Annotated in this window: 18 protein-coding genes; 11 read left to right on the plus strand and 7 right to left on the minus strand. The window is 42.1% G+C overall.

The features are described from left to right. Positions 1-224: 224 nt before the first annotated feature. The gene (ilvA, locus tag ACH0BF_RS16880; RefSeq protein WP_406909827.1) at positions 225-1,484 is read right to left on the minus strand and encodes a threonine ammonia-lyase IlvA; all 1,260 of its coding nucleotides are present in this window, start codon (positions 1,482-1,484) and stop codon (positions 225-227) included. A 454-nt stretch (positions 1,485-1,938) separates the two neighbouring features. On the opposite strand from ilvA, the gene ACH0BF_RS16885 reads away from it, so the two are divergent. The 3 genes from ACH0BF_RS16885 (at position 1,939) to ACH0BF_RS16895 (ending at position 5,696) form a co-directional block, all read left to right on the plus strand. After that, positions 1,939-3,294 carry a YjiH family protein gene (locus tag ACH0BF_RS16885; protein ID WP_120035401.1) on the plus strand — a complete coding sequence of 452 codons (1,356 nt, stop codon included), beginning with the start codon at positions 1,939-1,941 and terminating at the stop codon, positions 3,292-3,294. A gap of 132 nt (positions 3,295-3,426) precedes the next feature. Continuing rightward, positions 3,427-4,506 (plus strand): AI-2E family transporter, encoded by a 1,080-nt coding sequence (locus ACH0BF_RS16890; protein WP_340851930.1) that lies wholly within the window; start codon positions 3,427-3,429, stop codon positions 4,504-4,506. Between the two features lie 374 nt (positions 4,507-4,880). Continuing rightward, on the plus strand, positions 4,881-5,696 hold the full coding sequence (locus tag ACH0BF_RS16895; RefSeq protein ID WP_406909829.1) for an alpha/beta fold hydrolase: 816 nt from the start codon (positions 4,881-4,883) through the stop codon (positions 5,694-5,696). 68 nt (positions 5,697-5,764) lie between these two features. Here the strand turns inward: ACH0BF_RS16895 and ACH0BF_RS16900 are convergent, their stop codons facing one another. Next, positions 5,765-6,823, minus strand: coding sequence for a hypothetical protein (locus ACH0BF_RS16900; RefSeq protein WP_406909831.1), 1,059 nt, complete (start codon positions 6,821-6,823; stop codon positions 5,765-5,767). 126 nt (positions 6,824-6,949) lie between these two features. Continuing rightward, positions 6,950-7,405 carry a Cys-tRNA(Pro) deacylase gene (gene ybaK / locus ACH0BF_RS16905; RefSeq protein WP_406909884.1) on the minus strand — a complete coding sequence of 152 codons (456 nt, stop codon included), beginning with the start codon at positions 7,403-7,405 and terminating at the stop codon, positions 6,950-6,952. A gap of 101 nt (positions 7,406-7,506) precedes the next feature. On the opposite strand from ybaK, the gene ACH0BF_RS16910 reads away from it, so the two are divergent. Both ACH0BF_RS16910 and scpC read left to right on the plus strand, forming a co-directional pair. Continuing rightward, a complete protein-coding gene (locus tag ACH0BF_RS16910) occupies positions 7,507-8,157 on the plus strand; it encodes a LytTR family DNA-binding domain-containing protein (protein WP_120035407.1) in 651 nt (216 codons plus the stop codon). Between the two features lie 121 nt (positions 8,158-8,278). Beyond that, on the plus strand, positions 8,279-9,802 hold the full coding sequence (gene scpC / locus ACH0BF_RS16915; RefSeq protein ID WP_340851925.1) for a succinyl-CoA:acetate CoA-transferase ScpC: 1,524 nt from the start codon (positions 8,279-8,281) through the stop codon (positions 9,800-9,802). Positions 9,803-9,987: 185 nt separating this feature from the next. Here scpC and ACH0BF_RS16920 read toward each other — a convergent pair whose 3' ends face one another. After that, a complete protein-coding gene (locus tag ACH0BF_RS16920; protein WP_406909834.1) occupies positions 9,988-11,811 on the minus strand; it encodes a cation:proton antiporter in 1,824 nt (607 codons plus the stop codon). A gap of 175 nt (positions 11,812-11,986) precedes the next feature. Next, positions 11,987-13,087, minus strand: coding sequence for a Delta(10) desaturase DesB (desB, locus tag ACH0BF_RS16925; protein WP_406909836.1), 1,101 nt, complete (start codon positions 13,085-13,087; stop codon positions 11,987-11,989). Between the two features lie 233 nt (positions 13,088-13,320). Here desB and ACH0BF_RS16930 point away from each other — a divergent pair, with 233 nt between their 5' ends. Then, positions 13,321-14,970 carry an ABC1 kinase family protein gene (locus ACH0BF_RS16930; protein ID WP_406909838.1) on the plus strand — a complete coding sequence of 550 codons (1,650 nt, stop codon included), beginning with the start codon at positions 13,321-13,323 and terminating at the stop codon, positions 14,968-14,970. An 83-nt stretch (positions 14,971-15,053) separates the two neighbouring features. Here the strand turns inward: ACH0BF_RS16930 and trpB are convergent, their stop codons facing one another. Further along, a complete protein-coding gene (trpB, locus tag ACH0BF_RS16935; RefSeq protein WP_120035418.1) occupies positions 15,054-16,214 on the minus strand; it encodes a tryptophan synthase subunit beta in 1,161 nt (386 codons plus the stop codon). A 217-nt stretch (positions 16,215-16,431) separates the two neighbouring features. Here trpB and ACH0BF_RS16940 point away from each other — a divergent pair, with 217 nt between their 5' ends. Next, on the plus strand, positions 16,432-18,117 hold the full coding sequence (locus ACH0BF_RS16940) for a S8 family serine peptidase (RefSeq protein ID WP_406909840.1): 1,686 nt from the start codon (positions 16,432-16,434) through the stop codon (positions 18,115-18,117). A gap of 198 nt (positions 18,118-18,315) precedes the next feature. After that, positions 18,316-19,878: a sensor domain-containing diguanylate cyclase gene (locus tag ACH0BF_RS16945; protein ID WP_406909841.1), complete on the plus strand. Its 1,563-nt coding sequence runs from the start codon at positions 18,316-18,318 to the stop codon at positions 19,876-19,878. Positions 19,879-19,890: 12 nt separating this feature from the next. Here ACH0BF_RS16945 and purU read toward each other — a convergent pair whose 3' ends face one another. Further along, complete coding sequence (gene purU, locus ACH0BF_RS16950) at positions 19,891-20,793, minus strand: formyltetrahydrofolate deformylase (protein ID WP_406909842.1); 903 nt, start codon at positions 20,791-20,793, stop codon at positions 19,891-19,893. 215 nt (positions 20,794-21,008) lie between these two features. Here purU and kynB point away from each other — a divergent pair, with 215 nt between their 5' ends. From kynB to ACH0BF_RS16965, 3 genes are read left to right on the plus strand one after another with little or no spacing between them, the layout of a single operon-like run. Continuing rightward, the gene (gene kynB / locus ACH0BF_RS16955) at positions 21,009-21,674 is read left to right on the plus strand and encodes an arylformamidase (protein WP_406909843.1); all 666 of its coding nucleotides are present in this window, start codon (positions 21,009-21,011) and stop codon (positions 21,672-21,674) included. Then, positions 21,661-22,503, plus strand: coding sequence for a tryptophan 2,3-dioxygenase (gene kynA, locus ACH0BF_RS16960; protein ID WP_406909844.1), 843 nt, complete (start codon positions 21,661-21,663; stop codon positions 22,501-22,503). The genes kynB and kynA overlap by 14 nt, the downstream gene beginning before the upstream one ends. Positions 22,504-22,537: 34 nt before the next feature. Then, entirely contained in the window at positions 22,538-23,878 is a 1,341-nt protein-coding gene (locus ACH0BF_RS16965; RefSeq protein WP_406909846.1) for a sodium-dependent transporter, read from the plus strand. The last annotated feature ends 16 nt before the right edge of the window (positions 23,879-23,894 follow it).

Consider the following 23,894-nt stretch of genomic DNA (forward strand, 5'->3'; position numbering starts at 1 on the left):
AATGGCTTTAAAACTACCGAAAAATCAAAAGGGGTTCGGAATAAGACTATTCCGAACCCCTTTTGTCGACAAACTGACAAGAGGATGACCAAATAGGTCATCCTCTTGTTTTGCTCAGGCTTTATCAAAAATAATTTTATCTGGAATAGAGAACAGTTATCCGGAAGTTAATTGCTTTTTTCGAAAAAACACGCCAGCCCCTGGGCCGGCGTGCATATCGGCAGTTAAATCAATAAATTAAATAGGAATGGATCATTGTTAATTTCAATATACGGGAAACCTTTTTGCTGCATGCGTTCAATGAGCGGCAAATAATCTACTTTTGATTTCAGTTCGATACCTACGAGAACCGGTCCTTCATCACGATTCGTGCGCTTTGTATATTCAAAGCGTGTAATGTCATCATGCTCACCAAGAACTTCGTGCATAAATTCACGTAAGGCGCCAGCACGCTGTGGGAAGTTAACGATAAAGTAGTGCTTCATGCCTTCATAAATAAGCGACCGCTCTTTAATTTCCTGCATGCGATCAATATCATTGTTGCCTCCACTAATGACACAAACGACATTTTTCCCTTTGATTTCCTCTTTATAAAAATCAAGAGCGGCAATAGACAAGGCTCCAGCTGGCTCAGCGATGATCGCATTTTCATTGTATAAGTTCAAAATCGTCGTGCATACTTTCCCTTCCGGTACAACAACGATATCATCAATCACTTCACGGCACACTTCCATCGTTAAGTGACCTACTTGCTTTACTGCTGCCCCGTCAACGAATGGATCAATTGATTCCAAAGCAATTACTTTATCCTGGGCTAGCGAGGTTTTCATCCCTGCGGCCCCCTCCGGCTCAACACCGATCATGCGAGTGTGAGGGCTAATGCTTTTCATATAAGAACCAACGCCTGCTGCGAGACCGCCTCCTCCAATGGAGCAAAAAACATAATCAATCGGCTGAGGAGCTTCATTCATAATTTCTACTCCTACCGTTCCTTGTCCAGCAATCGTTGGATAAGCATCAAATGGATGAACGAAGACCATCCCCTCTTTCGTGCAATATTCCATGGCTGCTTCGTATGAATCATCAAATGTATCGCCAGTTAAAATGACTTCAACATTTTGGCCACCGAACCGCTTAACTTGGGAGATCTTTTGTCTTGGCGTTGTGGACGGCATGAAGATGACGCCTTTAATATTTAACTGGTTGCAAGAGAAAGCAACTCCTTGCGCATGATTACCAGCGCTCGCACAGACGACTCCTTTCGCTCGTTCTTCCGGTGGAAGATGGTAAATGAAATTGTACGCACCGCGCAATTTAAATGAACGAACGACCTGTAGGTCTTCTCTCTTTAAGAAAATATTACACCCGTAACGGGCAGAGAGTAATTCATTTTTTTGCAACGGCGTCTTGATCACGACGTCTTTTAATGTTTGATTTGCCACTACGATGTCTTCTACTTTTATTTTTGTTAAGGCTTTACTCACATTTTTCCCCTTCTTTAATTGAATTTTAAGAATTATTTTAACATACCTATTCAGAACATGGATAAAAAATCCCGATATTTCTTTAAATTTTCTCATTTCAGTCATTTTAACATAGATTTCTCTTTTGGCTTTCAATAGGAATTTTTTATCTGTCCCTTTTTATTTAGCTCCAGATAGAGAGTTATAAAAAACTCCTTTGGCTTTCACATTTTTGCATATTTAAAAATGAATATTTTTAAATATGCTACCCTTCCAATTATTATTCAATATTAGTAAATTTTTGAATAAAAACGTTTTCATACCCTTTTGTTTATGCTATATTCAGAAGGGAGGTTTGAATCTTTTGTATATTTGAATAATAATAAAGGGGGTTGCATTTTTAATCACTTATGTATAAAATTTAAAAATAATTAATATTTATACAAACATATACATAGAAAGGAACATGTATTGAATGGAAATTACTACTTCTAGAAGCTCTTTATCTAGTATTTTACGTTTTGTTATTCCTTCCTTAATAGGAGTTTTCTTTTTTATGACGCCTGTGCCGATTGATGGAGAGCTGACTATTCCTATTGCTATTTTATCTAATTCTTTGCAGTCAGCTATGGGCAATGTCATCCCAACGATTATGACGTATTTGGTCGTATTAGCGGCTGTGGGTACTATTTTTGTCAAGACTACGCGCCCGGCGTTTGTCCGCCGTTCTCCGTTTCTAGCTTCATTGTTTGATGTGGCGCCAGTTTGGGCTCTCGTACGTATCATCGGTGCCATATTTGCTGTGATGACCCTTTATAAGCTTGGACCTGAATGGGTGCATTCCGAAAATACAGGCGGCATGCTTTTGTATTCACTCCTGCCGATTCTATTTTCTACCTTCTTATTCGCTGGCTTGTTATTGCCACTGTTACTCAATTTTGGACTGCTGGAGTTCTTTGGCTACTCTCTAACCAAAGTGATGCGCCCTCTCTTCAAGCTTCCCGGCCGCTCATCGGTTGACTGTCTGGCTTCCTGGCTTGGTGACGGGACCATTGGTGTCCTCTTAACAAGCAAGCAATATGAAGAAGGGTTTTATACAAAGAAAGAAGCCGCTATTATTGGCACGACGTTTTCTGTCGTATCGGTTACATTCTGTTTAGTCGTGATTAACCAAGTCGGATTAGCCCGCTATTTCCTTCCTTTTTACGGAACCGTTATTTTGGCAGGGATCGCTTGTGCTTTAATCTTACCGCGCATCCCTCCTCTTTCTAAGAAGATGGATACGTTTGTAAATGACGAAGTGAGAAAACATGATGATGAAAGTATTCCGGAGGGCTATACACCATTTAGTTATGGTTTTGAACAGGCGGTTGCTCAAGCTGAAAGAAACAAACCGTCAGCTGTCGTGAAAGATGGGATGCAAAATGTAATCGATATGTGGCTCGGGGTCGCCCCAATCGTAATGGCGATCGGTACGATTGCTTTAATTATTGCTGAAACCACTCCATTCTTCCAATGGCTTGGCCTGCCATTCATTCCATTATTAGAATTATTGCAAGTGCCGTTTGCTCAAGAAGCCTCGGAAACGATTGTTGTTGGGTTTGCCGATATGTTCTTGCCGTCTATTATCGGATCAGGCATTGAAAGTGAGTTAACCCGCTTTGTGATTGCCAGTCTTTCTGTTTCCCAGCTTATCTATATGTCTGAAGTCGGCGGCCTTCTTCTTGGAACGAAAATCCCGGTTTCTATTAAAGACTTAATTTTTATTTTCTTATTAAGAACGCTTATCTCCCTGCCAATTGTCGCGGGTATGGCACATTTATTATTTTAATGAAACACTTTTGCACATGCTTTCGTATGAAAGTGTGTGTTTTTTATTTCACATTGGCGGTTTCTTTATTCTAGTAAATATTTGTATAATGTGAATAGCAGCTTTAAAGAGCGGAAGGAAGTGTAAAGTTGAGTGGTCAATAAAACATGGTTTCAAACAGGAATTGCACTTGTGCTGGTCCTGATTATTATTTTGTTGTTCAGACAAATAAATGATATTTTCAATCCACTAGTCATTGTTATGAAAACCGTATTTTTACCTCTTGTTCTTGCCGGGGTCCTGTTTTATTTAACGCGCCCTGTCGTTAACTGGCTGGAAGGAAAGAAACTGCCAAGATGGGCTTCGATATTGAGCGTATTCCTCCTGTTGATTATCACTTTTTGGGTGTTATTTGCGCTGATTGGCCCAATTGTGAATGAGCAAGGGGCAAGACTGGCAAAAAATACGCCGCAGATGGTTCAAGTTGCAGAAGATGCCATCAATTATTTAATGAATGAGAAAGAACGTCTTCCTCAATTTGCGATTCAATCCCTTGAAGACGCAGAAGGAAAAGTGGAAGATTGGGCAATGGCTTTTGGTACTTGGTTAATTAACTTTTTGCAAGGATTACTGCAAACGGTGTTCTTAACCGTACTCGTTCCATTTTTCCTATTTTATATGCTAAAGGATAGAGAAAGATTTGCGCCTTTTCTAGCTAACTTTTTTTCAGGTCACCGCCGGCAATGGATCCTCCGGACGTTAAAAGATTTAGATGAAACCTTACAATCCTACATCCAAGGTCAGCTGCTCGTTAGCTTTCTTGTCGGCACCATGTTATTAATCGGCTACTTAATCATCGGCCTGGATTATTCATTAATTTTGGCGCTGATCGGCATGGCAACTAATGTGATTCCTTTCCTTGGGCCTTATCTTGCAGTAACACCGGCATTGCTAGTCGCTTGGATTCAAGATCCACAAATGATTATCTGGGTCGCCCTCGTTATGCTGATTGCCCAGCAAATTGAATCAAACTTGATTTCCCCAAATGTCATGGGAAAAGCGCTCGACATCCATCCGCTTACAGTTATTACCTTAATTTTAGCTGCTGGTAATATTGCGGGTATTTGGGGGGTTATATTGGCCATCCCTACATATGGAATTCTGAAAACGATCGCTGTGAATCTTTATGCAGCACGCCGGGAAATTAAAGATGTAGCTACGAAAGATATATAAAATTTGCAACACCAGTGTCTTCATCGTCAGATAGGCGCGATGAAGACCTCCTATCTTTATAGGAAGCCTTCATATCTGCTTTCTCTTCTCCTGTTCAATGCATTCAAAGCAACAAGCAGAGCCATCATCTTTTATTACACCATTAAAGAATCCGTCTAGACAGTAAAGGACTTTTCCACACCTTTTACATATGCTTACCTTCTCTTTCATTCTAACGACCTCCTTACTTTTTATATTAGAGATCTATTTTCATGTTCCTGTCATTATTTTCACATCGATAGCTTTTTATTTTCTGTATAATAAAAAACACTTGAATATCCTTGTTGTAAATGAAGAAAGCTAAAGAAAACCATCTAAGAAGGAGATTGCAGCTTGTGACAAAGCGAAATAGATTAATCATAGCCTCCCTGCTTGTTTCTCTTATCATTCTTATCGGTTATGGGACCTTCACAGTCCATTCTAAGATAAATACTCCTCCTCCCAATGTGACAGTTTTTGTACATGGGTATAAAGGAACGGCTGTCTCTTTCCGCTCTATGCTGAATCGCTTTGAAAACGAACAACAGTGGGGCAAAAAAGCAATCGTTTGCCGTGTAACAGCTGACAGCCAAGTACTCTGTGATGAAACAGGCCGTTTCTCCTCAAGCAGTCGGCTGTTCGTTCAACTGATCTTCGACAACAATCGGGCAAGCTTTGAAAATACAGCCTATTGGTTGTCCAAAGCCCTGCATACCTTACGTGAAAAATATAAATTTGAAGAAGTAAACATCGTGGGCCACTCAATGGGGGGCATCGTTTCTGTTAAATTTCTTGAGGAATATGCCAAAAAAACCGGCTACCCATTCATTAGCAAATTAGTCGTAATCGGTAGTCCGTTTTCAGGATTAAAAGATAGAAGTTATTTAAATCGAAACTCAGGGCCGGCAGCAATGGACTTAATGCCACAATCGGCAGCTCTGGAAAAACTGTTTAAACAAAAAGAAAATTTCCCCTCCGATGTACAAGTGATGGCCATTGCTAGTTCAGGAGATCAGCTTGTTTCTGTGGATAGTGCCCTTAGCTTAAATAAAATTGTACCAGCTTCAAACTTTCATCACGCCGTTATAACAGACCCTAGCCTTAATCATAGCGGCCTGCATGAAAGTAAAAGAGTAGACCAGCTGATCGGCCGTTTTCTGTGGGCAGAGTAATCAACAAACAGATGTCCCTTACGCTTCTAGCGTCAGGGACATCTGTTGAATATTATATAGCAGTATCTTTATAGCTTTGATCTAATTTCTTCGCATATATTAGTCAAAATGTGATGGCTCTCCATTTCAGGATAGCAAGCCTGCAGCTTTTCTCTGCACTTTTTACTTTCAGCTAAATAGGCCGTACCTTTATTCATAAGCATCCGGTAACGCCCAGCAATCTCTTGAATTTCAGCCGCATACCTTTCATCCGTGCCCTCTGCCACAATCTCTTCATACAAATCAATGATGCTATCAGTTGCTTTCTCTGGAAAATACTCATGCGGGGCTGTGCTGTCAAAAATAGCAAAACTGAGTTCACGTACAATTACCATATCGATACTGGCGGGATCGAAGCCGCAATGATACATTTCTACGTCATATCCTCTCTGTTCAGCGGCGGAAGCGATCTTTTTTAACATCGTTGACTTGCCCGTTCCAGCACGGCCTTTAATAAAATATCTTTTAGCAAGGCCCTCTGTTAAGTTATCAATAAAGTCCACCGCTCCTTTTGGTGTAGCAGCTCCTAAAAAGCGGTGTCTAATGAGGCCGCCTCCATTGTCAGAAAGACTTGGAATCAAGCGGGCAATCCATTCATCTGCTAACTCATTGGCTCTTTTTTTATTCAGCTGTTGAATATAAATGTCTTCCCACTCATCATGGACAGCCAAGGCTTTGCGGAAACAAGCATAAGCATTTTGCCGGGCGATTTCTTCCTGCTCTGCTAATCCCATTATTTCTCGTTCCTTATCTGCCGGCACAGATGCCTGCTCTGGAATTCTCACCTCATGTACATGCGGGCCGGAAATAGATGGCGCCAACTGCTTCATTAAAATAGCTGTTTGTTTTTTCGTTGCAATGATTCCCTCCACTTGGTCAGGATCTCCCGGACAATGCAACAATTCCATAGTTATTCCTTCCGCCATCAGCTGATCGGCTAGCTGCTTAAAACAAGCCGCTCTCTCTGCCGGTGTGCCTCCGTCCACGAGGAAGACTTGCCTTAGCCCTTGTAGATTTGAATCAAGAAGGTTGTGCAGTCCTTTTGCCGTATTTCCCCTCGCAAAATAACGAATCACATTCCTGCTCATTTTTGCACCTCTTTGTATCAGTTTTAAGAATGGTCCTCTCTCACTATATGCAAGGGCATTTGTCTATGTGACATATAGAGCAGGCTGCCAACGGAGAAACAGCTGTTAGTTGCTACTTAGGTTGGTTTATTTTATGATTTCATGTTCTGTCACTGCATTTGTAATCGTGATTAAATCGCCTGTTTTTAATTCCATTTGCCTGCCGATCTTGCCAGCGCTAACAATAACATTTTCCCGGGAAATAGTGCGCCGATCCAAAAAAGTAGGGTATAGTTTTTTCATGCCAATCGGTGAACAACCACCTCTTATGTAGCCCGTATATTTTTGAATGTCTTTTACAGGGATCATATCCAACTTTTTAGCCCCCGCTGCTTTAGCGGCTTTTTTCAAATCAAGCTCTTCAGCAACCGGTATGACAAATACGTATATTTCTTTATCCGTTCCAATTGTAACGAGTGTTTTAAATACGCTGTCTTCGCTTTTGCCGATCTTTTCCGCGGCGGATAGACCATCAATTTTTCCGTCGGCAGGATCGTAAGCATACGTCTCATATGTTAGTCCAGCTTTATCAAGTATGCGCATCGCATTCGTTTTACCCTTCACTTCTTTCAGCTTCCTTTCCTCTTAAAAATAAGCCTGTTATGATAATTAGTATAAACGATTAAAGAGATGAGGTGTAACCTGTGGATCATGTGACTGTCACATCTATTATGAATGTAATGAAAGAGTTTCTACCGCCGCATACATCTATTGCAGTAGCCGATTCAGAAAAGTTTATCTACTACGAGCCAAGCAAGCTGATTGATTTGCGCATTCGTCCCGGAGAGCCCTATAAAGAAGGCAGCGGAGCAGCAAAAGCCATTGCCAACAGACATGAAATTTCGGAATACATTAATAGCGATGTATATGGAATACCTTACTATGCCATATCTATCCCATTATTTAACGGCGCACAAGTCACAGGAGCCGTTACAACTATCTTTCCAGCAAAGCCTTCTCCGATTGCAGCAAAGTTTTTTACAATTAAAGCTGAAGACCGCTGGTATCCGGTTTCTTATGAAAAGATTGTTTATCTTGAGGCGGAAAACCGAAAAACAAAAGTACAAGCGATCGGCGGAGAAGGCTATCATAAAATGAGCTTAACAGAGCTTGAGTTTATGCTGCCAAACGATTTATTTATCCGTGTGCATCGTTCATATATTGTCAACGTTAGTTTCATAGAAGAAATTCAGCCGGACTCCCACTCCACTTTTTTGCTCGTTATGAAAGATCGGACAAAGATTCCTGTTAGCCAAACATACTCCAGTTCCTTCCGAAAAGCATTGAATTATTAACTTCTGCTTCATGTACGTTTTTTTCTGCTTTGTCGCTTTTTAAAGGCTTTTCATGCAAAAACGAATGAGTAGACGCAGGAAGGTTGCTAGAATTATAAAAAGTGGCAAAGGGGGAATTTTAATGAACTCACGTATCACTAAACAGCTGCGCAGTGAAGAACTGCGAAAGAAAATTGTTTCAGCAGACGAAGCAGCCTCATGGATTAAAGATGGCATGACTCTTGGTTTAAGCGGATTTACACGAGCCGGCGATGCAAAAGCAGTGCCGATGGCATTAGTTGACCGAGCCAAAGATGAAAACTTCAAAGTGGATGTATATACTGGTGCCTCTCTTGGGTCAGATATTGATAAAATGATGGCAGAAGCAGGCATTATACATAAACGGCTACCTTTCCAAGCGGATGCTTCTATGCGAAAGAAAATCAATCAAAGAGAGCTGCTCTTTACCGATCAGCATTTATCACACGTGGCTGAAATGGTGCGTTCTGAGGTCTTGAATCCAATCGATTTTGCCATTATTGAAGCGGTTGCCATTACGGAAGAAGGCAATATTATTCCTTCTACTTCTGTAGGAAACTCATCTATTTTCTTGGAAAAAGCAAAGAACATTATTATCGAATTAAATCTTGCGCAGCCTGCTGCACTTGAGGGAATGCATGATATTTATGAAGTGGGTGAACAAGGAAAGCGTTTACCAATTTCTTTAACGTCTGTTGAGGGGCGCATAGGTACATCCAGCCTGAAAGTGAGCATGAATAAAATTAGAGGGATTGTTTTAACAAATATGCTAGATTCTCCTTCAACGATTGTGCCGCCAGATGAAGAAACGGCCATTATAGCCGATCATTTAATCGGTTTTTTGCGTGAAGAAATTAAAGCGGGACGACTTACTAACCAATTGGCTCCGTTGCAATCAGGAATTGGCTCTGTTGCCAACGCTGTGCTGCACGGATTAATTGATTCTGAGTTTGAAAATCTAAAAATCTATTCAGAGGTGTTACAGGACGCGGTGTTTGATTTGCTGGACAGCGGGAAAGCCCGCTTTGCCTCAGGCTGTTCAATTACTCTGTCGCAGGAAAAGATGAAAACTATTTTTCCAAAGCTTGACCAATATAAAGAGCAGCTTGTGCTGCGGCCGCAGGAAATCTCCAATCATCCTGAGATTATTCGCCGGCTAGGACTTATTTCCATTAATACAGCATTAGAAGCAGATATATATGGAAACGTGAATTCCACCCATGTTTGCGGCACAAAAATGATGAACGGAATTGGCGGTTCAGGAGACTTCGCCCGCAACAGCCGGCTGGCAATCTTTGTAACAAAGTCTATCGCAAAAAATGGAGATATTTCAAGTGTTGTTCCTTTCGTCTCCCACGTAGACCACACGGAGCATGATGTGGATGTTCTAGTAACGGAGCAAGGGTATGCGGATCTGCGCGGACTCTCCCCCGTGGAGCGTGCTCGTCTCATTATCCAGAACTGCATGCACCCAGCTTATAAAGAACAGATGACAGCTTATTTTGAAGAGGCTTTAACATATGGAGGCCAAACCCCTCATGTGTTGAATAAAGCTTTCTCCTGGCATCTGAATTATATGGAAAAGGGCACCATGCTGCAGCCTGAAGCTGCTTCCGCTAAAAAATAACCTTGTTTAGAATTCCTATTTTGTAACGTCTGCAAGATGGGCTTCAGCCTAGATGAAAAGCCACCCCATTCTTTTCATCTTAACAAGCGCTTTCGCTGAGACCATCTGGCGTTAATGATAAAAGCACTATTCTATCTTTTATGTAAGCTCTTAAAAAGCTGCCTGGCTGACAACCAGGCAGCTTTTTAGCTCTTCTGCTGCTTCTTGCATCCTTCTCTTGCAGGAGGAGAGAGACTAACAATGATATCCCCTTCTTCTCCTTTCGGACTATTGTCTTTTACATAAAATAATACTTTTCCATCCGGCTTTAATATAAGTAGCAAAATAGTCTCTCTTGCCCTCTCCTTCACATATTGCTCATAGCTATACCGGGCTGTCAGCTCGGTTTTCCGGAAAATATAATGTTGTTTCAGCTTTTTATTCAACTCTCCCCAGGTAGCCTCTTCGGAAAATAGAATGCTTCCTCCAATCGCGTGGCTATAGTCTCCTGAAGCAAGCTGGCGATCTGTATCAGCGCTCAATTGAAATAAATTGTTTCTTCCCATTTCTGACACAAAGGTGTTACAAACCAAGGCATTGTATGCATCATCATCCGTGGCAGCTATCATGTATTCATAGGGAGTACGGTCCATTTCGTATTCGGCCTGTTCTGACAAAATTTCACCGTGATAAAAAGAAAGGCCCGCCGCTCTTGCTTTTTGCAGTCTCCTCCATGACTCATCAACGATTAACACAGGCACATTTGCCTCATTCAATGCCACAGCCAGCCCGACTGTAAAATCGTTGCTGCCAACAACTAATACTCCTGGTTGAGAATCAACAGCCAGCTTCCACCTTTTTGCCAACCAGCTAATTGAAAACCCATGGGCACACACAGTGGCAAACACTAGGGCGAGCGTGAGAGAAGTTACAATACGAGCATCTTCGTAACCGGCTCTAAGAAGTGAATCGGCAAAATAGCCCGATACTGTCAAGGCAACAATTCCCCGTGGAGCAATCCAGCCCACAAGCCCTCTTTCTTTCGCTGTCAAATCCGTTCCAATAGTGGATATCCAAATGGATAAAGGGCGAACGACAAAGAGCATGAGAGCGACAAACAGTAAAATATGCCAGTCAAAAATTTGCACCAGGACATCCAGTGACAAAGAAGCTGTCAGCATAATGAAGATGGAGGAAATAAGTAAAATCGATACGTTTTCCTTAAAATGCCTCATATCTTTTATAGAAGATATTGGCATGTTAGCCATTGTCATTCCCATAGCTGTAACAGCGAGCAAGCCTGTTTCATGCATGAGTTCATCCGATATGGTAAAGCATGCAATGACCAATACGAATACAAATGGAGCTTTTAAAAATTCGGGTATCGCTCCTTTTTCTACCATTAACCCAATACCTTTGCCGAGTGTCCAGCCGAGCAGCACGGCGAATAATGAAGCAGCAAAAAAGATAAATAATGCCGTGAGGTGAAACTCGCTGTGCGTAAAGACTTTAATAATTTCAAAAGCAAACACTGCTAGCAGCGCACCAAGCGGGTCTACAATAATACCTTCCCATTTTAATATCGCCGCTGTCCGCTGTTTTAACTTTGCCTGGCGCAATAGCGGCAAGATGACAGTCGGTCCCGTAACAACGAATAAACCACCAATGACGAGAGCAGCAGCCCATGACAAGCCTGCAACATAGCGAGCAGCAAGTGAGCCAAAAATCCAGGCAAGCAATGCTCCCAGGGTGATAATCCGGATAATTGGCTGTTTAAGACCTTTGATTTCTTGAAGATTCAAATTTAAACTGCCTTCATATAAAATAATAGCTACCGCTATGGAAACAACGGGTTTAAATAGCTGATCAAAATCTTCTTCTGGATTGATTAGACCAAGCACAGGCCCGGCGATCAGTCCTGCTACTGACATAATGACAATGGCCGGAAGCCGAAAACGCCAGGAAATCCATTGAGAAATGATCCCCAACAATCCAATCATCATAAGATGAAATAGCATCGAATCAAGCATAGTGACCTCTTTTCTTTGAGAAATACCGAAATGTCAACCATGTATTCCCTGATTCCGATGTTTATAAACTTCCTCTGTAAAGGCGACAGCCGAGAAATAAAAGCTTTCCCTTTACAATTAATTGTTTCCTAACGCCAACAAGCCTGATCTCCTTTTTTATGGAGATCAGGCTTGTCTATTCATTCACTGTCATAGAACGTGGTGCATCTTTTTTTGCTGCGGAAACTGAATCGGCTTCCTTCGGCTTGATATCGGAAGGATTCAGTCCATGACCAAGCGTCCCATAAGTGTCTCCTCCGACAGGATCTACAAGCTCCACTTGATTACTGTACAGCCGCGGTGTTTTATAAAGAGCAGCAAGCGCCTGAATCATCGGCATTTCATGGTATCTTTCCGGCCAGCGTTTTTTAAGCTCCGCTTTGACGAGCGGATAATATTTTGAACTCATTCCCGGATATAAATGATGTTCTGTATGATATGAAAAATTAAAGTGCAGCACATCTACCCACTTGGGTACTGTTACTGTCAAACTGTTAGCAAGCGGATCATTAACAGGGACGAGCGGATTTAAGCGGTGATTCGTTGCAATATAGGCCATGACAATAAAATTGGCAATCAAGAGTGGAAGCAGAAAAGCAAATGTCCACTTTAACGGCCCGATTAACAGCAACAGCCCGATCCATGTAAGCCAAGGAAACAGCAGCTGCATCCAAACTGACAAGCGCTTTTCTCGGTTAAATTCTTTTACAAAGCGCTTAAACATTCTTAAAGAATGCATCGTAAAAGTTATCGCTAAAAAGGCCATCCCTAAAAACCCTCGCAGTGACAGCGGAAGCCGATAAAAAGGTTTTAATATTTTAGCTTTTGAAAACTGTTCAATCGTTGGCCAGGCATCCGGATCTTTCTCCTCATCCTGCGTATGGCGATGATGTGTCATATTGTGCCACTTCACCCATAACTTCGGCCCGGTGCTTAGCGGAAAGAAAGCAATCCCTCCTGTTAATTCGCGAAGCCAGGCTTTTCTTACGACCGTTCCGTGCAGAATCTCATGTCCCAGAAATCCCATAGCTGCAAAAGAAGTACCTAATATCACAGAAATAGCTAAGCTTAGCCATATGTTAAAATCGGTTAAACTAATCGTCAAAATCCCCGATACGACAATAACCAGATAGGCTAGTCCTCCCCAAAGACGCCCGGGAACAGGGCTGAATGCTTTTTTAGGCAGATGCGGTGCTACACGAGCAGCATACCAACCGAATGATTGAAGCTCTTTCAATGTGCTATCCCTCTTTTCAAATGTATCTTATCTATAAACTATCGACTGACTGACACCTTCTCAACTAGGGCCAATCGTATCACTTTATTTTCACACTTGTCAATAAATTTATTACTTGGTACTAAAAACAAGTTATATTCCTTGGTGATAACATTTATAGTAATTATTGTACAGAGCAGAATCTATTGATTTAAAATGAGGATAAACACTTTAGCCGGAAAGGAAGAAAATTTATGAAAAAATTCTCTCTTTACCGCATGTTTATTATTATAACAATGGCAGTTAAGTTCTTTTTGCAAGTAACTTTCTTTCACAAAAGATACCGAAAACGCTGGACAAGTAGAACCAATCAGAAATGGGAAGCGCTGCTGAAGCGCCAGGCAGCCGAATATCGGGAAACGGCTCTGCGTTTAGAAGGGCTATTAATTAAGCTTGGGCAGTTTTTAAGCACGCGAGCGGATATTATGCCAGCAGCTTTTATCGAAGAGTTAGAAGACTTAATTGATCGGGTACCTAGTGTTCCCTGGTCAGCAGCGAAGGCTTTAATGGAAAAAGAATGGAATAAATCCTATACTTCCATGCTCCAGCAAATCAATGAGGAGCCTGTCGCTTCCGCTTCTATCGGGCAAGTGTATAAGGCCCTTCTGCCGAACGGGACTACGGTTGCCGTCAAAGTTCAGCGGCCGGGAATTGACCGGATTATCTCAACTGACTTTAGAGCTGTCCGCATCGTCATGTGGCTGGCGGAGGTTTTTACCCCCTTCGGCAAGCAAACGGACTTGCCAGCCTTATATCAGGAAATGGAAGCAACGATCAGCCAAGAGCTCGATTTTCTAAAAGAATCGCAAAATGGGTTGTACTTTAAAAAACGCTATGAATTATTTGATAAGATAAGTGTTCCTTTTTATTATGAAGAATATTCAACGAAAAAAGTACTTGTGATGGAATGGATAGAGGGTGCGCGGATAACCGATTTAAAGTTCCTTGAACAAAATGGGATCGACCGCCGGAACTTAGCCGCCCGGCTTGTAGAAATATTTCTAGAACAGCTTCTTCAAGAAGGAAAGTTTCATGCTGATCCTCATCCAGGCAATATTTTAGTCAGAAAAGATGGAACGATCATTTTGATTGACTTTGGAATGATCGGCGAAATTCAACGGAATGACGCTGCTTACATGCGCCAGCTTGTAGAAGGAATTATCCTTGAGGATTATGATCAAGTTGTCTCCGCCCTAGAAAGCTTGCGCTTCCTGCTTCCTGGAGCAGACAAAGAATTATTGAAAAATATTATTCAGACACTCGTAGGTCATTATACAAAACATACGTTTTCGCTAACAGACGACTTTTTAATGAAACAGCTGTTAGCTGATATTGAAAAAATAGTAAAGGATCAACCTATCCAAATGCCAAGCGAGTTTGCTTTTTTTGGCCGTGCTGTTTCTACGTTCGTCGGCATCTTATATATCCTTGACCCTGACGTCGACCTACTGGAGGTCAGCAAGCCGCTTATTTTTAAATGGCTACAGGAAAACCCTGAGCCTGGTCCTGTTTCTGACCGGACGGCCATCAACTTGCTTATGCAATCTGTTCGCCCTTTGTTGTCCATTCCACGGCAAATTCAGCAAACGCTGGATGAGCCGAGAAAATATCGGGAATGGAAACAGCGTCATGAGCATAATCGGCTTGAGCATGATTTTTTATTATCTAAAAAACGCGATGCCTTATTTTTTATCCTGCTCAGTTTCATTCTAACGGCTGTAACCAGCTTTTTTCAGCAGGAGTTATGGCTCTACGGAAGCGGCCTCCTCCTCGTCATTAGCTTTCTCTACTATATAATGAGCGTACGTGCCCATCGGAAGCTGCTGCGGCGAGGAAAAAAGTGACTTATCCTCATTTTACAATATACAGTCACTAGTCATTGTTGAATAAAAAAGTCCAGAAGAGAGTCTTCTGGACTTTTTCGTTATTATTTTAGCATTTCAAATACTTGCTCAACGTCCTTGTCGCCTCGACCGGAAATATTTACAATAATAATTTGATCTTTTTCCATATGTGGAGCGAGTTTAATTGCTTGAGCAACAGCGTGGGCACTTTCCAAAGCAGGAATAATCCCCTCTGTACGCGACAGCTTCTGGAATGCCTCCAATACTTCCTTGTTCGTCACGGTATAATACTCTGCACGCCCGGTTTCTTTCATATAGCTATGTTCCGGGCCGACTCCCGGGTAATCTAACCCAGCAGCAATTGAATAAGTAGGCAGTGGATTTCCCTGCTCATCCATTAGAACAAGACATTTGAAACCATGTAGTTCAGCTGGCTTCCCTTTCGTAAGCGTAGCTGCCTGCTCTGGCTCAGCACCAATGAGACGGACAGATGGCTCATCAATATAATGGGCAAAAGCGCCAATGGCATTGCTGCCGCCGCCAACACAAGCGATGACAGCATCCGGCAAACGGCCTTCTTTTTCGAGAATCTGTTTCTTCGACTCTTCGCTAATCACACCGTGGAAATGCTTCACCATGGTTGGGTACGGGTGAGGTCCTACGGCGGAGCCAAGCAAGTAAAAGGTCGTTTTATAGTTTGCTACATAATCACCTAACGCCGCATCAACGGCATCCTTCAAGCGTCCCTGCCCGCTTTTCACAGCTACAACTTGGGCTCCAAGAAGCTCCATTCGAAAGACATTCAGTGCCTGGCGCCGGGTATCTTCTGCCCCCATATAGATCACGCATTCCATACCGAACATAGCACAAACGGTAGCGGTGGCTACCCCATGCTGTCCAGCACCAGTTTCGGCAATAATCCGCTTGGCTCCCATCTTTTTCGCCAGCAAAATCTGGCCCATTACATTATTAATTTTGTGAGAGCCTGTATGGTTTAAATCTTCCCGCTTTAAATAAATTTTCGCACCGCCGAGCTGCTCAGTTAACTGGCTGGCATAGGTTAACGGGTTTTCTCGACCAACGTATTCTTTTAAATAATATTTATATTCATTCATAAATTCAGGTTCATCTTTGTATGCCTCAAACTGCTCAGCTAAATATTCTAAAGCTTCCTTTAATTCTGGCGGAACGAAGCTGCCGCCAAACTGTCCAAAATAGCCTTTTTCTGTCTCAACTCTACTCATCTCTCTCTTCTCCTCTCCTTAATAAAACTATTCTGAAAATTATCTATTACTATACCAATCCTGCGTTTATCAGTCAATTCACCTTTTCTTTTATTTTCACTATTTTATTAAAATGAGCCATTTTTTGCCGATATATAAATAGCAAGAAAATTCATTTTCCTCGCTGCCTCTTAGTCTCTTACTCTCAAATTTAGTATATAGGGGATGAAATATATAGATGAAACGACAACTGTTTAAATGTCTCGCTGTTCCTGCACTTATTTTATCGCTTGCCTCTCACCCGCTTGCTGCTCAGCCCCAGACAGCTGACCAGAAAAAAGAAGAAGTCATTGTAGTCTATAAAAATGCGACTGGAAAGAAGAAGGCATTGCTCAACAGTGTAGAAGTCGACCATCAATTCAAGTATGCCCCCGCTGTATCGGTTACTATGGAGCAAGGAGACATCAATCAACTGAAGAAAGACCGTAATATTGCTTATATTGAAAAAAACGTAGTCTTTAAATTAAAGGGAACAAAAAAGAAGGTACTCACAAAAAAGCAAGTAGATAATGCTAAAACAAGTGCTTTTATCTCCAGTGAAGAATCCCAATGGAGCTACCAAGCAGTAAAAGCTAATGAAGCTGCCCAAAAAGGCATGACTGGAAAAGGTGTGAAAGTAGCCGTTATTGATTCTGGTATCTCCCCTCACCCTGAGTTAACCATTGCCGGTGGAACTTCTACCGTTGACTACACATCCTCCTGGGCTGATGACAATGGACACGGCACTCACGTAGCCGGTATCATCGGAGCTCATCGGAATAGAACCGGCATCATCGGCATAGCACCAGACGCCAATCTCTTTGCCGTCAAAGCAATGGATCAACAAGGAGAAGGGACACTCCAAGATATTCTTGAAGGAATCGACTGGTCGATCGCTAACGGGATGGATATTATTAATCTAAGTCTTGGAACTGAAGCTGATTCTCGAATGATGCATGACATGATTAATAAAGCCTATGAAAAGGGCATCGTGCTTGTTGGAGCAGCAGGGAATGACGGGTTAGCAGCTGGGACTGGCAACACTGTTGACTATCCCGCTAAGTATGACAGCGTTATAGCAGTAGCAGCCGTTGATCGCTATTTAAAAAGAGGAAGTTTCTCTTCTACCGGGAATGAAGTGGAAGTGTCAGCGCCGGGAGTTGATGTTCTTAGCACATATACAGATGGACGTTATGCCTACATGAGCGGGACGTCTCAAGCCACTCCTCATATTGCCGGTCTACTTGCTCTCTTGAAACAGCAACATCCCGCTCTTTCAGGAAGTACTCTGCGAAATGAATTACTAAAACAAACGACAGACCTTGGTACACCCGGAAGAGATCCTTGGCATGGGTACGGATTAGCTACTTATGGAGAAACAAGTCCGTCTTCTGTTCAAGAACCTGCTGTAGATAACAGATTGCTATCCGCTTTTGAAGAAGCAGCAAATAAAATCGTCCAGGCCAACACCACTAAAAAGCTATGGGACTATGACTCTGCTCGTCATGCTATTAGCAAACTTCCAGATCAACAAGAAAAAGCAGAACTGCAGCTTGGGCTGAACAACATTCGCCAACAACTTGGCTTAATAGAGTTTTCTTCTCTCCTAAATCTTAAGCCAACCCACACATTGACGATTCGCTTCAGCCAAAGCATCGATTCAAAAACTGTTAATTCTTCGAGCGTTTTCGTGCGAAATGAAGGAGAATTTGTGGATGGCCTTGCTTTATCAACAAGCTCCGACGGAAAAACAGTGACAGTCAAAGCTCCGCCAGCCGGCTATACATCCGGACAAACTTATTTTCTCTATATAGATACGACGATTGCGTCACCAACAGGAAAAGCTCTAAAGGCTCCTGTTATCGTTAGATTTACTATTTCCTAAGATAAAAAACTGTTCTTCGCTAAGATTTCTTTACTTTTCATCATTTTAAGGACGAAAGTTTTAGATGAAAGAGAATTCGAAGGACAGTTTTTTGATTTATTGTGAAAAATTGTCTATATTTTAAGAACAAACAGTTTTGCAAATCGCAAAAAAGGGTATAGGTCATAGGAGTTTATATCTATATAGGAGAAAACCATCATGTCTCTTCGCAAAAAAATAATCTTATTTTTTACTGCTGCTGTTGTCATAGGCCTATCCATTTTATATTTTTCTGCTCATTTTTTTATATTAACTCACTTCAAAGCTCTTGAAGACGCTCAGGCAAAGGAAAACATGCAACGCATTTTGCATGCGCTTACAACCTTTGAGGAGCACCTTGTCTCCCGCTCCTTAGATTATTCGGCATGGGATGATACATATCAATATGCCTTGAAACCGAACAAAAAGTATGAGAAGAACAACCTATTGAACCAAACCTTTTTTACCAATGAGTTTAATGTGCTTCTTATCCTAAATAACGAGCAAAAGATTCTATTTAAAAAGGCCGTAAGGTTAGAAGAAGAAAGAGAAGCGGTTGTTTCTAAATCTCTTTTAGAAAAATTAGCAACTGATCCTCTCCTTTCTCGCATTTCAAAGCAAGATTCTTTTTCAGGTATTATTCGTCTGCAAGAAGGACCGATGCTGCTAGTCTCTCAACCTATTTTAAAAAGCGACTTAACCGGTCCACGCGCTGGTACAATGATTGTCGGACACTATTTGGATAAGCAGCTGGTTGATGAACTTCGTGATGATACTCTTTTACCGGTGGAACTGGCTGACTTAAAACGGACAGTGCTTCCAAAGGAAGTAGAATCAGATGATAGCTCGACTATTATCTGGATGGATACGCAAAAAACAGACGAATATAGTGCCTATGCTGCCCTTCCGGATTTACATGGTAACCCCGCAGCTATACTGCACATTAAAGCCGACCGGCATCTCTACAATCAAGGCCGGAAAAGCGTTTTCTACTTGTTGCTTTTAATTGTAGCAGCTGCTTTGTTATTGCTAAAAGGCGCCCTTTCCTTTATTAACCGCATGGTGTTTCACCGTCTTAACCGCTTGATGAAAAATATGATTGCCATTCAACAACACAATGATTTATCTGCCCGTATACGTGTAAGAGGAAAAGATGAAATTTCTTTGCTAGAGCTTGAATTTAACACAATGGTGGATTCTCTTGAAAATTATCGTCGTCATATTATGAATCTTGCCTATAAGGATAGCTTGACTCATTTGCCAAATCGCACGTTTTTCTACAGCGAAGTTTCCATACTGCTGGATAATTTAAAGGGCATGAAACGGATGGGCGCCATGTTATTTATCGATCTTGATGGATTTAAGGACGTAAATGACAGCTACGGACACGACCAAGGTGACTTACTGCTGCAAAAGACAGCTGTACGAATAAAAGGAGTGATCCGTGAGCAAGATATCGTATCCCGTCTCGGCGGAGATGAATTTATTGTTTTTCTATTCGATTTAAGAAGTAAAGAGGAAGCAGCTTGTATCGCCAACCGAATTTGCCAGCTCGTTGCTCAGCCTGTTCACTTAAATGAAGGACAAGCAGTAGTATCGGCCAGTATCGGCATTAGCTTATTTCCACAGGACGGCCAGCATCCCGATGAATTAATAACAAAGGCAGACCAGGCAATGTACGAGGCAAAGCGGAAAGGTAAAAATCAGCTGCATGTCTTTAAGAAAAAAGCCCACCATTTATAGGTGGGCTTTTTCTTATTGAAAAACAATCGTTTTGTTTTCGTGGACTATTACTCGATCTTCCAAGTGCCATTTTACTGCTCTCGCCAGAACACGGCGTTCAATAGAACGGCCAATCTTCTTCAAATCGGCTATATGATCCCGGTGATTGACCCGCTCGATATCCTGCTCAATGATGGGACCTTCATCAAGATCATTTGTCACATAATGCGAGGTTGCACCGATTAACTTTACTCCCCTGCCGTAAGCGCGCTCATAAGGACGGGCGCCGATAAAGGCCGGAAGGAACGAATGATGGATATTAATGATTTGATTCGGAAATTCGCTGACAAAACCCGAAGTTAAAATTTGCATATAGCGTGCAAGAACAATCAAATCAATATTGTTCTCTTTTAACAAAGCGATTTGCTCTTGTTCCACCTGCTTCCGGATGTCTTTGTTAGCCGGGATGTAGTAGAACGGGATACCTAAAGACTCAACCATGTCTCTGGCCGCCTCATGATTGCTGACAACGAGGGCAATATCCGTTGGCAAGTCTCCACTTTGCCACTCCCATAATAGCTCAAGCAAACAATGCGGCTCTTTTGAAACAAAGATCGCTGTCCGCTTTCTATCTTTTGTATAAGTGAACCGGTATTCCATAGCGAATGTATCTGCCAACCCTTTGAAATCCGCTTCCATAGCTGTTCGCTTCTCTGTTAAACCAGGGCAGTCAAACTCAATGCGAATAAAGAATGTCCCGCCTTCCGGATCGCTGGAATACTGGCTGGATTCAATAATGTTCGCCTGAAAGTCTGATAAAAACTTAGAGATGGCTGCGACAATGCCTGGCCGATCCGGACATTTAACGAGCAATCTGCCCCGGTCCTTTCGTCCTTTTTCTTCTATTAAAGGGGTTGATGTTACGTTTGTTTCCATAAATAAAGCCCTGCCTTCTTCTGATCATTAATTATCCATTATACTGTAAAAAAAAATAAATGAAAATAGTTTTCTTCCGCTACTGTATTGGCATCTCTCTCCAGTTACATTATAGTCAAGTTAGGAATACAGCTCAGGAGGAGATGATAAATCATCCATAACTGAATAGTTTGCTTTTAATAAAAATACAAATACGATGAGGAGGATGAAGCTCAATGACAGCAAAATGGCTAGATATCTCTCAGCCGCTTAACAGCCGAATTGCCCACTGGCCTGGCGATGTTCCTTTTTCTTATGATGTCTCTTTCACAAAGGAGCAAACGGGCTCTGTTACTATCGGCAAAATAACGACCAGTCTTCACACCGGCACACATGTTGACGCACCATTTCACTTTGACTCCAGTGCTCCGACGATTCTTGACCTTGACTTATCTATCTTTATTGGCAAAGCCCGAGTAATTGATGTATCTCACCTAAAAAAAGTTGGAGCAGAACAAATGAAAGCTTTCCCTTTAGAGGGAGCGGAACGGCTGCTTCTAAAAACCACACCTGTAAGCAGCCTTGAAATATTCCCTGAAAAAGTCCTTTCGCTCGATCCAGATCTTGGTCCCCTTTTAAAAAACTACAACATTCGTTTGATTGGCGTGGACGTTCCATCTGTTGATGCACTAGATAGTAAGGAGATGGCTGTCCATCATTCTTTCAGCCAGCATAATATTCATATCCTTGAAAATATTGTGCTCGATCACATAGCACCTGACGATTATGAATTAATCGCTTTACCTTTACCCATTGAGGGTGCAGATGGCAGCCCTGTCCGTGCCGTTTTACGCCCTCTTGCAAATCGAGCAGAGAGGAAGGGGAAATATGACAATCAATAAAGACGATCCCTTGCAAGAATCATCCATTCATACTGATTTCACAAACAATATGACTTACGGCGAGTATTTAGACCTCAACCGACTGCTCTCCAGCCAAAGACGGCTATCCGGCCACCATGATGAAATGTTATTTATTATTATTCACCAGGTTAGCGAGCTATGGATGAAGCTTATTATTCATGAAATACAAGGAGCCATTGTTTGCATCCAAAAGAATGAGCTGCAGCCGGCATTCAAAATGCTGGCGCGCGTCTCTAAGATCCAAACTCAAATTATTCAGGCATGGGATGTTTTATCTACGCTTACTCCCTCTGAATACATGGAATTTCGCGACAAACTTGGGCAGGCTTCAGGTTTCCAGTCATACCAATACAGACAGATTGAATTTCTGCTTGGCTACAAAACATCCCACATTTTAACCATTTACAAAAAAAACCCTGAACTTCATGCCCTTCTAGAAAAAACTTATCACGCACCGAGTATTTATGATGCGGCTATTGAAGCCTTGGCCCGAGCTGGCTTTCCAATTGACGTTGACTTGCTTCAGCGCGATTATTCCATCACTTACACAGGCCATCCAACAGTGGAAGCAGCATGGTTAAGCGTATATAATGATGTGAACGCTTATTGGGACTTATATCAGCTGGCTGAAAAGTTAATTGATATAGAAGACTGGCTTCAGCAGTGGCGGTTTCGCCACATGAAAACTGTTGAGCGGATTATCGGATTTAAGATGGGCACAGGCGGCTCATCAGGTGTACAATATTTAAAAAAAGTGCTTGATCACCGCTTCTTTCCGGAATTGTGGGACTTGCGCACAAAGCTTTAGTGTTTTAGCAGACAGATAGAAAAGGTGAGTGTTTATGGAAAAAAAAGAACAATGGTCTTCTCGTCTCGGCTTTATTTTATCCTCCGCCGGTGCGGCAATAGGCCTTGGAGCCATCTGGAAGTTCCCTTATGTGACCGGTCAAAGCGGCGGCGGAGCTTTCCTGTTATTGTTTATTGTATTTACCTTATTAATCGGATTACCGATGTTGATTTCTGAATTTATCATTGGACGCGGTTCTGGCCGAGAAGCTGTCAGTGCTTATAAGAAACTGGCCCCAAATAGCTTTTGGACCATTATTGGCAAATTAGGTGTAGTCGGCTGTTTTCTCCTTCTTTCGTTTTATAGCGTAGTAGGCGGCTGGGTGCTCATCTATACCGTGATGGCGCTTGGCGGGCAAGTCATTAAAAGCGGAGCAGATTATAGCAACCTCTTCGGACACGTTACCGGTTCTCCATCCATTACCATCGCCGGTCTTGCTGTCTTTCTTGTTATTAATGTTGTCGTGGTTGCTTCCGGTGTGCAAAACGGAATCGAAAAAGCAAACAAGTATATGATGCCGCTCTTATTTTTGTTTTTTGTTGTGCTCGTCATCCGGGCATTAACTCTTGACGGAGCAATGGAAGGTATCCGCTTTTTCTTGCAGCCTGACTTTTCAAAAATAACGGCAGAAGCTGTGCTTTATGCCCTCGGGCAATCGTTCTTTTCTCTTGCTGTTGGGTTTTCATGCATGGTCACGTACAGCTCCTATTTAAATAAAAGCGTCAGCCTCCCGACTTCAGCCGGTTCAGTTGCCATAATGAACATTTTTGTCTCTGTCCTTGCCGGCCTGGCGATCTTCCCGGTCGTTTTCGCTTTTGGCTTTGAACCGGCAGAAGGGCCGGGACTGCTGTTTATCGTTCTCCCTTCCGTGTTCTCGCACATGCCATTTGGCAGCTTGTTTTTATTTATTTTCTTAACACTGTTTTTATTCGCTACCTTAACCTCTTCCTTCAGTCTGTTGGAAATTATCGTAGCTGCTTTTCTTAAAAACGGTGCTTCCAGAAGAAAAATAGCGGCTATTGCAGGCACAATCGTCTTTTTTGCAGGCATTCCGGCAGCACTTTCCTTCAGTCTGCTGGCAGATGTTCAACTTTTCGGCAAAACCGTTTTTGATACGACAGATTACCTTGTGAGCAACATTCTTCTACCGCTTGGCAATTTATTAATCGCCTTGTTTATTGCTTGGCGGATGAATCGTGAACTTGTAAAAGAAGAATTTATGCTTAGCCGCCGGTTGAGCCCTGGGATCTACTCCACTTGGTACTTATTAATGAGATGGCTCGTGCCGTTAACTATTATTATTGTGTTTATTAATACGCTTGGTTTTCTAGGTTAATGGTTCGTGTCTTTGA

Source organism: Pseudobacillus sp. 179-B 2D1 NHS (assembly GCF_045370945.1).
GTDB lineage: Bacteria > Bacillota > Bacilli > Bacillales > Domibacillaceae > Pseudobacillus.

Excerpts from the sequence above, each read along its gene's own strand:
- ACH0BF_RS16885 (WP_120035401.1), top strand. The coding sequence starts at position 1,939 with ATGGAAATTACTACTTCTAGAAGCTCTTTATCTAGTATTTTACGTTTT.
- ACH0BF_RS16900 (WP_406909831.1), bottom strand. The coding sequence starts at position 6,823 with ATGAGCAGGAATGTGATTCGTTATTTTGCGAGGGGAAATACGGCAAAA.
- ybaK (WP_406909884.1), bottom strand. The coding sequence starts at position 7,405 with ATGCGCATACTTGATAAAGCTGGACTAACATATGAGACGTATGCTTAC.
- scpC (WP_340851925.1), top strand. The coding sequence starts at position 8,279 with ATGAACTCACGTATCACTAAACAGCTGCGCAGTGAAGAACTGCGAAAG.
- ACH0BF_RS16920 (WP_406909834.1), bottom strand. The coding sequence starts at position 11,811 with ATGCTTGATTCGATGCTATTTCATCTTATGATGATTGGATTGTTGGGG.
- ACH0BF_RS16930 (WP_406909838.1), top strand. The coding sequence starts at position 13,321 with ATGAAAAAATTCTCTCTTTACCGCATGTTTATTATTATAACAATGGCA.
- trpB (WP_120035418.1), bottom strand. The coding sequence starts at position 16,214 with ATGAGTAGAGTTGAGACAGAAAAAGGCTATTTTGGACAGTTTGGCGGC.
- ACH0BF_RS16940 (WP_406909840.1), top strand. The coding sequence starts at position 16,432 with ATGAAACGACAACTGTTTAAATGTCTCGCTGTTCCTGCACTTATTTTA.
- ACH0BF_RS16945 (WP_406909841.1), top strand. The coding sequence starts at position 18,316 with ATGTCTCTTCGCAAAAAAATAATCTTATTTTTTACTGCTGCTGTTGTC.
- purU (WP_406909842.1), bottom strand. The coding sequence starts at position 20,793 with ATGGAAACAAACGTAACATCAACCCCTTTAATAGAAGAAAAAGGACGA.
- kynB (WP_406909843.1), top strand. The coding sequence starts at position 21,009 with ATGACAGCAAAATGGCTAGATATCTCTCAGCCGCTTAACAGCCGAATT.
- kynA (WP_406909844.1), top strand. The coding sequence starts at position 21,661 with ATGACAATCAATAAAGACGATCCCTTGCAAGAATCATCCATTCATACT.
- ACH0BF_RS16965 (WP_406909846.1), top strand. The coding sequence starts at position 22,538 with ATGGAAAAAAAAGAACAATGGTCTTCTCGTCTCGGCTTTATTTTATCC.